Source organism: Catenulispora sp. MAP12-49 (assembly GCF_041262705.1).
Lineage (GTDB): Bacteria > Actinomycetota > Actinomycetes > Streptomycetales > Catenulisporaceae > Catenulispora.
Map to the genome: position 1 here is coordinate 116,077 of NZ_JBGCCP010000027.1, position 10,476 is coordinate 126,552.

Genomic DNA, 10,476 nt, shown 5'->3' on the forward strand with positions numbered 1-10,476 from the left:
CCCGACCTGGCGCGCTACATCAAGATCAGGAGCATGTGAGGCGATGCACGAGATCGGATACTGCGCCGGGGTCCTGGAGGCCGTGGAGCGGCGCGCGGCCGGGCGTCCCGTGGCCCGGATCGGCGTCCTGGTCGGGGCCCTGCACCGGATCTCGCCGGCCGCGTTCGAGCAGTCGTTCCAGCTGGTCGCCGACGGCGGCGTCGCCTCCGGCGCGCGCACCGAGGTGGCGATCGCGCCGGTGCGCGCCAGCTGCACCGCGTGCCCGGCGGCGTTCGAGAGCACGGAGGCCTCGCCCGCGTGCCCGGACTGCCACAGCACGCAGGTGGCCACCCAGGGCGGCGACGAGCTGGTCCTGCAGTGGGTGGAGTACACCGAGGCGCAGGACGGCGCCGCCGCGCGCGAGCACGCCGGACCCGTCCCGGTCGCCGTGCGAGAGGACCACTGAGCCGTGTGCCTGGCGATCCCCGGACAGGTCGCGGAGCTGCTCCCCGACACCGATGACCAGCTGGCCGTGATCGACGTGGTCGGCGTGAAGCGCAAGATCAACATCGGCCTGCTGGAGCCCGGCACGCTGGCGCCGGGGGACTGGGTCCTGATCCACGTCGGCTTCGCGATGTCCAAGGTCGACGAGAAGGAGGCCGCCGAGGCGCTGGCGGTGCTGGAGATGATGGGCCAGGCCTTCGACGAGGAGCTGCAGGCCGTCGCCGAATCGGATCCGGTGTGAGCGCCGCGGCCGACGCTGCCGCCGGTGCTGCCGCCGGTGCCGCCGGTGCGGCTGCCGGCGCCGCGCAGCCCGGGTTCGGCGCCTGCTCCGGCGAGGCCGGCGGCGACGGCGAGTGCCTGACGTGCGGCGACGTCGCGATCCCGCTGACCGTGGTCGAGGTCGCCGGCGCCGACGCGCGCTGCCGCGACGAGGCCGGGCGCACCGAGACGGTCGCCGTGGAGCTGGTCGGGCCGGTCGGGGTGGGGGACCGGCTGCTGGTGCACGCCGGTGTCGCGATCGAGGTGCTGCGGCCCGAGATGTTGCGGCCCGCGATGCTGCCGCCCGAGTTGCCGTCGCCGGAGACCCTGCCGCCCGAGATGCCGCCGCCCGAGCCGGAAACCTAGGAACGAGAAAACAGGAGCCTGCGATGCGCTTTGTCGACGAATACCGCGACCCGGACCTGGCCCGCGTGCTGTCGGCGCAGATCGCCGCGCTGGCCGAGCCCGGGCGGCACTACAAGTTCATGGAGGTCTGCGGCGGCCACACGCACGCGATCTACCGCTACGGCGTGCACGACCTGCTGCCGGAGAACATCGAGCTCGTCCACGGCCCGGGCTGCCCGGTGTGCGTGATCCCGATGGGCCGCGTCGACGACGGCATCGCCCTGGCCGAGCAGCCCGGCGTGATCCTGACGTGCTTCGGGGACATGATGCGGGTGCCCGGCGGGCGCGGCTCGTTCCTGGAGGCCAACGCGCGCGGCACCGACATCCGCATGGTGTACTCGCCGCTGGACGCGCTGCGCATCGCCCGGGAGAACCCGGACCGGCAGGTCGTCTTCTACGCCATCGGCTTCGAGACCACCGCGCCCTCGACCGCGCTGACCGTCCTGCGCGCGGAGCAGGAGGGCATCGAGAACTTCTCGGTGATGTGCAGCCACGTCACGATCATCCCGGCGATCAAGGCCATCCTGGACTCGCCGGACCTGCGCCTGGACGCCTTCATCGGGCCCGGCCACGTCTCCACGGTCATCGGGTGCCGGCCGTACGAGTTCATCGCGCGCGAGCACGGCAAGCCGGTGGTCTGCGCGGGGTTCGAGCCGCTGGACGTGCTGCAGTCCGTCCACATGATCATGAAGCAGCTCGCCGAGGGCCGCAGCGAGGTGGAGAACCAGTACGGCCGCGTCGTGCGCTGGGATGGCAACGAGCTGGCGCTGAAGTCGCTGAGCAAGGTCTTCGAGCTGCGGCCGTTCTTCGAGTGGCGCGGCCTGGGCTCCATCCCGCAGTCGGCGCTGCGGTTCACCGAGGCCTACGCGCGCTTCGACGCCGAGCAGCGGTACGCCCTGCCCGGCGTCCGCGTCGCCGACCCGAAGGCGTGCCAGTGCGGCGAGGTGCTCAAGGGCGTGCTGAAACCGTGGGAGTGCAAGGTGTTCGGCACCGCCTGCACCCCCGAGACGCCGATCGGCACCTGCATGGTCTCCTCCGAGGGGGCCTGCGCCGCCTACTACAACTTCGGGCAGTACTCGCGGCAGCGCCTCGACCTGCAAGTGCTCTGATGCGCGCTGAACTGCTCTGACGTGTTCTGACGTGCCCTGAGAAGGAGAACCGAATGCCGAAGGTCCTCACCGAGGAAGAGGTCGGCGCCCGCATCGAGGAGATGCGCCGCCGCCCGCAGCGCTTCCGCGACGAGCGCATCACCATGGCCCACGGCGCAGGCGGCAAGGCGAGCCGCGCCCTGGTCGAGGGCCTGGTGGTGCCGCTGCTGGGGGAGCACGCCCCGGCGGCCCTGGGCGACGCGGCCGAGCTGAAGGCGGACGGCACCGCGCTGGCCTTCACCACGGACTCCTTCGTGGTCCGCCCGCTGAGCTTCCCCGGCGGCACCATCGGCGAACTGGCCGTCAACGGCACCGTCAACGACCTCGCGGTCAGCGGCGCCCGCCCCCTGGCCCTGTCCCTGGCGATGATCCTGGAGGAGGGCCTGGCCGCGTCCGTCCTGGAGGAGCAGGTCCGCGCCATCGCCGCGGCGGCAGCAGCCGCGGGCGTCCCGATCGCGACCGGCGACACGAAGGTCGTCGAACGCGGCAAGTGCGACGGCATGTACCTGACCACCGCCGGCGTCGGCATCCAACGCCCCGACGCGACCCTGGCCCCCGAACGCGTCCGCCCCGGCGACAAGGTCCTGGTCTCCGGCACCATCGGCGACCACGGCATGGCCATCATGCTCGCCCGCGGCGGCCTGGACCTCCAGGCGCAGGTCCGCAGCGACACCCGCAGCCTGTGGCCGGTGGCCGCGGCGCTCCTCGACGCCTGCGGCACCGCCGCGCACTGCCTGCGCGACGCGACCCGCGGCGGCGTGGCGACGGTTCTCAACGAGATCGCGTCGGCCGCCGAGGTCGGCGTCCTGATCGCCGAGGACCGCGTCCCGATCCGCCCGGAGGTGACAGGAGCCTGCGAGATCCTCGGCATCGACCCCCTCTACGTGGCCAACGAAGGCAAACTCGTCGCCTTCGTAGCCCCCGAAGCCGCCGACGCGGCCCTGGAAGCGATGCGCCGCACCGAAGGCGGCGCCGACGCCGCCCTGATCGGCGAGGTGCGCGACGAACCGCCGGGACGGGTGCTCGGGCGGACGGGGTTCGGGGGGCATCGGATCATTGATGTGCTGGTGGGGGATCCGCTGCCGCGGATTTGCTGAGGGGTGGTCGGGCTGCGGGCTGCTGCTGGTTGTGGCTGTGTGCTGTGGGGGTGGGCTGTGAGCTTCTAAATCCCACAGCCCGGCCGCAACCTAGCGTGCCAGTCCCTAAACCACAGGCCCCAACTCCTCCACCCGATACCCGTCCGGATAACTCGGCGCCGTCCCCAGCTTCAAATAAGGCTCCGTCCGCGGCGCCTTCCACGCCTCCGCCGTCGCCCGCGCCCGCAGCAGCCCCCCGACCAGCATCCGCACCGGAAGTGCCGGCGTCGGCGCCCCGACGGCCGTGCGCAGCGTCGGCGGCAGCAGGGTGTCGGCGACCGGGCCGGCCAGGCCTTTGAGACGGTCGGGCAGGCGCCCGGCGAACAGGCCGCGGGTCGCGGTCATCAGTGCCTCGGCGGCGGCGGTGTGGGCGAAGTGCTCGGCCTCGTAGGTGTCGAGGACCTTCTCGAATGCTGCGTAGTCACTCGGGATGTCGGTGACGTGCATCAGCTCGCCCAGCCGCCGGTAGAACTCCACTGTCGCGGTGCGTTCGTGGCAGCACAGCGGGCGCCAGCCGGTGCGGGCGATCCAGCGGGTCGGGACCACCACGAAGGTCGCCAGGACGTAGCGGTAGTCGTCGTCGGCGATGGTGAAGCGGCGGTGGATCTGGTTCAGGCGCTTGACCGCCGCCCGTCCGCGCTCGGCTTCCAGGCCGTTGGTGATCAGTTCGTACATGAGCAGGCCGGTGTCGTCGGCGCGCTTGCGGGTGCGCTCGGTCATCTCGCCGGTCGAGTGCAGGAGCTCGGCGATCGCCGGGATGCCGAACGTCGAGTAGAACGCCAGGTTCAGGCCGAGCATGGTCTCCCAGCCGAATTCGTACTGCGCGACCGTGCGGTAGATCTCTTCGTGGTCTGCGACCGGATCCAGGGTGCGGATGTGCTTCAGCCGGGCCAGCTCGCGGTTGCGCATGGGCTCGGATCGTAGCGGCCCGCGGCATCCTAGGCTGTGCGCCATGACCGAACTCCAGACCGACCGACTGATCCTGCGCCGCTGGAAGGACTCCGACCTCGAGCCCTGGGCCGCGATGAACGCCGACCCCGAAGTCCGCGAGCACCTCGGCGAGGTGATGACCCGCGAGCAGAGCGACGGCTCGGTGGCCCGCTTCCTGGAGGAGTACGACGCGCGCGGCTACGGCTGGCTGGCCGTCGAGGTCCGCGAGACCGGCGCCTTCATCGGCTTCGCGGGCCTGGACGAGGTCGACGAGGAGATGCCCTTCACCGGCGTGGAGATCGGCTGGCGCCTGGCCCGCGAGGCGTGGGGCCGCGGCTACGCCACCGAGGCGGCGCGCGCGATCCTCGCCTTCGCCTTCGACACCCTCGCCCTGCCCGAGGTCCTGGCCCTGACGACGGCCACCAACATCCGCTCCCAGGCGGTGATGAAGCGCCTGGGTATGACCTACGACCCGGCCGACGACTTCGAGGACCCGACCGTCCCGGAGGGCCCGCTGCGCGCCGGCGTCGTGTACCGGATCAAGGCCGGCGGCACGACAGCCTAGCCATGGCACACAACAGCGAGCGCAACGGCGAGTACAGCGGCGAGTACAACGGCGAGCACAACGGCGACTACATCAGCGAGTACATCGTGGTGCACCATCCGGGCTCGGTGTCCGAGCTGCGGTTCTTCGCAGACCTCGGACACATCCTCTACGACGGCGCCTACGCGGACCGCGGCACCCGGCCCGGCGGCTGGCACACGCTGCAGCGCGGAGGCCTCGCCGCCGACGAGTACTGGCTGACGCAGCTCGTGGCCGGGTCTCGGGCCCCGGTCATGCTCGTGTCCTTCTTCGCGGGCGAGATGTGCGCGATCCGAGGTCTGGAACCCGGTCCCCACTCCACCCCGTGGGCCCTACGGCTGCACGCGGCCTCGGTACCTTCGCGCTACCCGACGCCGAAGCACCGGGACCTGTACCCGGCGCCGCTGCCGCCGCTGTGGATGATCTCCGACGAGCTGCTCAGCGGCCCCGCGGCCGTCGAGGCCATCGCCGGCTGGTCGGCTGCCACAGACGGCGCGCCCGACCGCGCGGCCCTGGCCGCGCTTCTGGCCGAGGAACCCGAGCACTTCGCCGAGGACCTCCTCGACCGGCTCCTGGACACGCTCGGCCTCAGCGAGCAGGTCGAACGGTGGTACCCCCACCTGTTCCACGGCTGGGACGACCCGGTGAAACTGCAACGCTCGATCGCGGCCCTGCAACCGGGCCGGTTCCGCGCCCTGGACTGCCGAGAGCACCAGGACTGCTTCGCCCTGGTCCGGATGCGCGCCGAGGGCGACTACACGATCGAGTTCCGTGAGCAGAAATCCGGGACGCCCCAGCAGACCACCACGGCGTCGCTGGATGCGGTGGTCGAGGCCATGAACGCTTGGGCACGCGGCGAGGTCGCGTGGCGCGCGGACTTCAGGTGGGAGGAGGTCGCCGAGGTTCCTTCCGCCGGCGAAGCAACCTGAACCAGGGCTTAGGCATCTCCTTTACATGCCTACCAACGACGCCGACAGCACGAAGCCGACAAGTCGGATATTAAAGGGCCCGACCGCCGGCTTCGTCGCAGAGGCGTCGAGGCCGTCGAGGTTGTCGGGGTCGTCGGGGCTGTCGCAGCCCCGCACCGCCGGCCAGGCCGCCCCGTGAAGAACCCTCTCGACTGGTCCCTCCTCAGCGGCCCCATCCCCGTCCTCCTCCTGCTGGCCACCGTCGCCGCCTTCGCGTTCCTCCTCGCCGACCGCACCCGCGCCTGGTGGGTCTGGCGTGCCCCGGCCGCCTTCGCCGTCGGCGCGGTGCTCACCGCCGTGCTCGGCGTCGTCGTCGACCGGTGGTGGCGGCCGTTCCCCGAAGGGCTGCCCACCGAGGTCCTTCTGTGGCTGGGAGTGGCGATCCTCGGCCTCGCCGTCGCGGCCCTGCGCGCGCTGTCCCTGTCCTGGCGCCGCCGGGGCCTGGCGCTCGCCTGTGCCGTGGTCATCGGCCTGACCGGGCTGAACCAGGTCAACCGCTACTTCCAGAACTACATGACCACGCGTGCGCTGCTCGGGCCGTGGCTCGACACCGGGACCGAGTTCGGGCGGGCCGCCCGGCCGGCCGCCGAGGTCGTCGCCGCCCCGCCCGGCCGCATGCTCGCCGACGTCTGGACGCCGCCGGCGCGCCTGCCGGCCACCGGTACCGTGTCCGAGGTCACCATCCCGGGCAAGGCCTCGCACTTCAACGCCCGCAAGGCCTGGATCTACCTCCCGCCCGCCTACCAGGCGACGCCGCGGCCGCAGCTGCCCGTGCTCGTCCTGCTCGCCGGGCAGCCGGGGTCACCCCGGGACTGGATCGACGCCGGCCGGGTGCACAAGATCCTCGACGCCTACGCCGCCGCACACCACGGCCTGGCGCCGGTCACCGTCATGCCGGACGCGACCGGCTCCACCATCGGCAACACGCTCTGCATGGACTCCAAGCTCGGCAACGCCGAGACCTACCTGACCACCGACCTCGAAGCCTGGGTCACCGCCAACCTCCAGGTCGCCCCGCCCGAGCGCGGCTGGACCGTCGGCGGCTTCTCCTTCGGCGGCACCTGTGCCGTCCAGCTGGCGCTGCGCGCCCCGCAGCTCTACCGCACCTTCCTGGACCTGTCCGGGCAGCGCGAACCGACCCTGGGTACCCACAAGGACACCGTGAAGAAGGCCTTCAACGGCGACGAGGGCGCCTTCGCCCGCGCCAACCCCGTCTCCATCCTCGCCAAGCAGCACTTCCCCGGACTCGCCGGCCGCCTCGTCGGCGGCACCACCGACAAGGAGTTCACGCCGCAGCTCACCATCGTCTACTGGGCCTGCCGCCACGCCGGCCTCGACGTCCGGATGAGCGAGGTCCCCGGCGGCCACAGCTGGCAGGTGTGGCGCGCCGGTTTCACCGAGCAGCTGCCTTGGATCGCCGAGCGCAACGGCCTGGCCCGCCAATGAGCGCCGAATACGCCCCGACCGACCGCCCCGATCGCCCCGGCTTCCTCGGCGCCGTGCCGCAGCGCGTCGGCCGGATCGCCGGCCGCGCCCCGCTCACCACGGCGCTCGTCGCGCTGCTCGTCGTCGTCGCGCTCGTCGCGGGCAGCGCCGGCGGCGACGCCGACGACGCCCTGGACGGCCGGGTCGGCACCGGCGCGGCGATCCTGGGCGCCGGCAAGTGGTGGACGCCCCTGACCTACGGCCTGTGGAGCGTCGGCCCCACCGCCCTGATCGCCACGCTTTTGCTGGCGATCGCGGTCCTGGCTCCGGCCGAGCGCCGTCTGGGCGCCCCGGCGACCCTCGGCCTGTTCGTGCTCTGCCAGGCAGGCGGCGCGCTGCTCGGCACCGCCGTGATCGAGCTCGGAGCCCGCACCGGCGACGTGTGGCTGGGGTCGGATCGCGGCGATGCGGCGACCGGCGCCAGCGTGGGTGTCGTCGGCGTGGGACTGGCGCTCAGCGCGCGGCTTTCGCCGCTGTGGCGCCGCAGGCTGCGGCTCGTGTTCGGCTTCGGGGTCGTGCTGTTCATGCTGTACGACGGCACCGCGCAGGACGTCATGCGCTTCTGCGGAGCGACCGTCGGCTTCGCCACGGGCGTGCTGCTGTGGGGCCGCAAGCGTCCGCGCCGGGAGCGCGTCGTGTCCCACGCCGAGAGCCGCGTCCTGGTCGCGATCGCCGTCGGCACCTCGGCTCTCGGACCGCTGATCGCCTATCTGACCAGGGCGCCGTATGGTCCGCTGTCGCTGTATTCGGACCTGTTCGTGGGAAGCGGGCCCGGGGTCGAGGACCTGCGCAGCACCTGCAACGGCGTGGCCGACATGTCGGGGGACTGCCTTCAGGTGCGCTCGGAGTACCTGCTCGCGAGCAGTCCCGCGGTGTTGATGCTGTTCGTGCCGGCGGTGCTGCTGCTGATCGTCGCCGAAGGGCTGCGTCGCGGCCGTCGCCTGGCGTTGCTGTCCGCGGTTCTGATCGAGGCCGGAGCCGCGCTGGTCACGTGGCGGTATGCGGTGCAGGTGCTGTCGTCCCTGGACCCCTCGGACCCGGACTACGCCGACGCCCACAGGTTCGTCATCCAGTACTCGATACCCCTGGTGGCCATACCGGTGCTGGTCATCATGCTGCTGCTGGCCAAGCGGCGGCACTTCCAGCTGCGGGTCTCGCGCAGGACGGTGCTGAAGGTCTCGGCGGCTGTCGCGGCGGCCTTCGTCGCCCTCGGGGCGGCTTACGTGCAGTTCGGCTACGCGGTGCGCGAGGAGTTCACGCCGGTCCCCGGCATCGGCGGGCTGGCCGCCGACTTCATCGAACGGCTGATCCCGCCGGTCTACCTCGGCATCCTCGACGCGCCCTCGGCTCATTTCCTTCCTCAAGGCGGCGCCGCGAGGATGTTGTATGTCTGGGCCGGTCCGGTGTTCTGGGCCGTGACGCTCAGCGGGCTGCTCCTGGCCTTCTGGCGGTCGCCGATGCGGTACAAGACGGCCTCGGAAGCCGAAGCGCGTGCTTTGTTGACGACGTACGGCGGATCAACGCTCTCCTACATGACGACCTGGCCCGGCCATGAGTACTGGATCACGCGCGATGCCCGGGCCGCCGTCGCCTACCGCGTGATCGGCAAGGTCGCGCTCACCACCGGCGGGCCCTTCGGCGACCCGCAGGTCCGCGACGACGTGCTGGGGGAGTTCGCGGAGTACTGCGATCAGCAGGGGTGGACGCCGTGCTTCTACAGCGTCACGGCCGAGACGCTGGACGCCGCCACCCGGCTGGGATGGAGCGGTATCCAGGTGGCTGAGGACACTGTGCTTGCTCTGCCCGACCTGGCCTTCACGGGCAAGAAGTGGCAGGACGTCCGGACCGCCCTGAACAAGGCGGGCAAAGAGGGGATCGCAGCGTCCTGGGTCTCCTTCCCGGACGCCCCGCAGGCCCTGCGCAAGCAGGTGCGCGACCTGTCGCACGAGTGGGTCGCCGGCAAGGGGCTGCCGGAGATGGGGTTCACCCTCGGCGGCCTGGACGAGCTCGACGATCCGCAGGTGCGCTGCCTGGTCGCCGTCGACGGCGCCGGCCGGCTGCACGGCGTCACGAGCTGGCTGCCGTGCTACCGCGACGGCGAACCGGTCGGCTGGACCCTGGACTTCATGCGGCGCAGCTCGGAGGGCTTCCGGGGCGTGATGGAGTTCCTGATAGCCACCGCGGCCACGCAGTTCAAACAGGAGGGCGCGGAGTTCATGAGCCTGTCCGGCGCCCCGCTGGCCCGCACCGGAGGCGGCCCGCAGCCCGACGGCCTGCAACGCCTGCTGGACGGGGTCGGGCGGGTACTGGAGCCGGTGTACGGGTTCCGCTCGCTGCTGGCGTTCAAGGCGAAGTTCCAACCGCAGTACCGGCCGCTGTACATCGCCTACCCCGATCCGGTCGCGCTGCCCGCGATCACGAACGCGATCGGGCGCGCGTACCTGCCGCGCACGACGCCGGGGCAGATGCTGCGGCTGAGCCGGCGGCTGCTGGGGTGAGGGTGGGTGTGGCTGGTTGCGGTTTGTTCGTGGGTTGACAGGCACAGGCGTTTCTTGACGGCTTCGCGCAGGGTTTGCGGGATCCGTTGGTGGCGCGGGTCGGGGGGGTGGTGCTGGTTTCGCGGGGCGGTGGTGGTGTGGGTAGGTGGGCGGCTCTACTGCGACAGTCAAGGTCAAGAGCGACAGTCAAGAGCGCCTCCGGCGGCGCCTGCGCGGCGAGCGGCCTCGCTCCGGGGAGTGGGGGTCGCGCTGCTAGGCGGCGGACGCTGCTTGTGGTCGCCTTTGTCCCGGATTCCCCGTCGCATCGTCGCCTAACGGAAGCAGACCGGTCCGGTGGTATCAAGTCGGATCGCCCAGCTGGTGGTCCAGTATCAGCGACTTGACACCACCGGCCCGGCCTGCTTGGCTACGCCCGCCGAAGCGACGGGGAATCCGGGACAAACCCGCCTGTGGGAAGAGTTCCCGCACCACACGCCCACACCGCTCGGCCGCCGCTGTGCCTCACCGAGTGGACCGAGTCCACACCACAGGCCGGGGTTGTCCCGGATTCCCCGTCGCTTCGGCGGTGCTTGCACAACCATC

Annotated in this window: 10 protein-coding genes; 9 read left to right on the forward strand and 1 reads right to left on the reverse strand. The window is 71.6% G+C overall.

The genetic code is table 11. The features are described 5' to 3' along the window. The first annotated feature begins 43 nt into the window (after positions 1-43). The 5 genes from ABIA35_RS36145 to hypE are packed head-to-tail and all read left to right on the forward strand — an operon-like array spanning position 44 to position 3,391. Positions 44-445, forward strand: a complete 402-nt coding sequence (locus ABIA35_RS36145) for a hydrogenase maturation nickel metallochaperone HypA (RefSeq protein WP_370346275.1) — start codon at positions 44-46, stop codon at positions 443-445. 3 nt (positions 446-448) lie between these two features. Further along, positions 449-724, forward strand: a complete 276-nt coding sequence (locus ABIA35_RS36150) for a HypC/HybG/HupF family hydrogenase formation chaperone (protein ID WP_370360938.1) — start codon at positions 449-451, stop codon at positions 722-724. Then, positions 721-1,107, forward strand: a complete 387-nt coding sequence (locus tag ABIA35_RS36155) for a HypC/HybG/HupF family hydrogenase formation chaperone (protein ID WP_370360939.1) — start codon at positions 721-723, stop codon at positions 1,105-1,107. Before ABIA35_RS36150 ends, ABIA35_RS36155 begins: the two co-directional genes overlap by 4 nt. A 23-nt stretch (positions 1,108-1,130) precedes the next feature. Continuing rightward, positions 1,131-2,255, forward strand: a complete 1,125-nt coding sequence (gene hypD, locus ABIA35_RS36160) for a hydrogenase formation protein HypD (RefSeq protein ID WP_370346281.1) — start codon at positions 1,131-1,133, stop codon at positions 2,253-2,255. A 53-nt stretch (positions 2,256-2,308) separates the two neighbouring features. Continuing rightward, positions 2,309-3,391, forward strand: coding sequence for a hydrogenase expression/formation protein HypE (gene hypE / locus ABIA35_RS36165; RefSeq protein WP_370360940.1), 1,083 nt, complete (start codon positions 2,309-2,311; stop codon positions 3,389-3,391). Positions 3,392-3,496: 105 nt separating this feature from the next. Here the strand turns inward: hypE and ABIA35_RS36170 are convergent, their stop codons facing one another. Next, positions 3,497-4,339 carry an oxygenase MpaB family protein gene (locus tag ABIA35_RS36170; protein ID WP_370360941.1) on the reverse strand — a complete coding sequence of 281 codons (843 nt, stop codon included), beginning with the start codon at positions 4,337-4,339 and terminating at the stop codon, positions 3,497-3,499. A 43-nt stretch (positions 4,340-4,382) separates the two neighbouring features. Between ABIA35_RS36170 and ABIA35_RS36175 the strand changes: the two genes are divergently transcribed. The 4 genes from ABIA35_RS36175 to ABIA35_RS36190 all read left to right on the forward strand — a co-directional run bounded on the left by ABIA35_RS36175 (position 4,383) and on the right by ABIA35_RS36190 (position 9,894). Beyond that, positions 4,383-4,925, forward strand: a complete 543-nt coding sequence (locus ABIA35_RS36175) for a GNAT family N-acetyltransferase (protein ID WP_370360942.1) — start codon at positions 4,383-4,385, stop codon at positions 4,923-4,925. A gap of 2 nt (positions 4,926-4,927) precedes the next feature. Then, the gene (locus ABIA35_RS36180) at positions 4,928-5,872 is read left to right on the forward strand and encodes a hypothetical protein (protein WP_370360943.1); all 945 of its coding nucleotides are present in this window, start codon (positions 4,928-4,930) and stop codon (positions 5,870-5,872) included. A 174-nt stretch (positions 5,873-6,046) separates the two neighbouring features. Beyond that, positions 6,047-7,357, forward strand: coding sequence for an alpha/beta hydrolase (locus tag ABIA35_RS36185; RefSeq protein WP_370346291.1), 1,311 nt, complete (start codon positions 6,047-6,049; stop codon positions 7,355-7,357). Next, entirely contained in the window at positions 7,354-9,894 is a 2,541-nt protein-coding gene (locus tag ABIA35_RS36190) for a bifunctional lysylphosphatidylglycerol flippase/synthetase MprF (RefSeq protein WP_370360944.1), read from the forward strand. Before ABIA35_RS36185 ends, ABIA35_RS36190 begins: the two co-directional genes overlap by 4 nt. Positions 9,895-10,476: the final 582 nt, after the last annotated feature.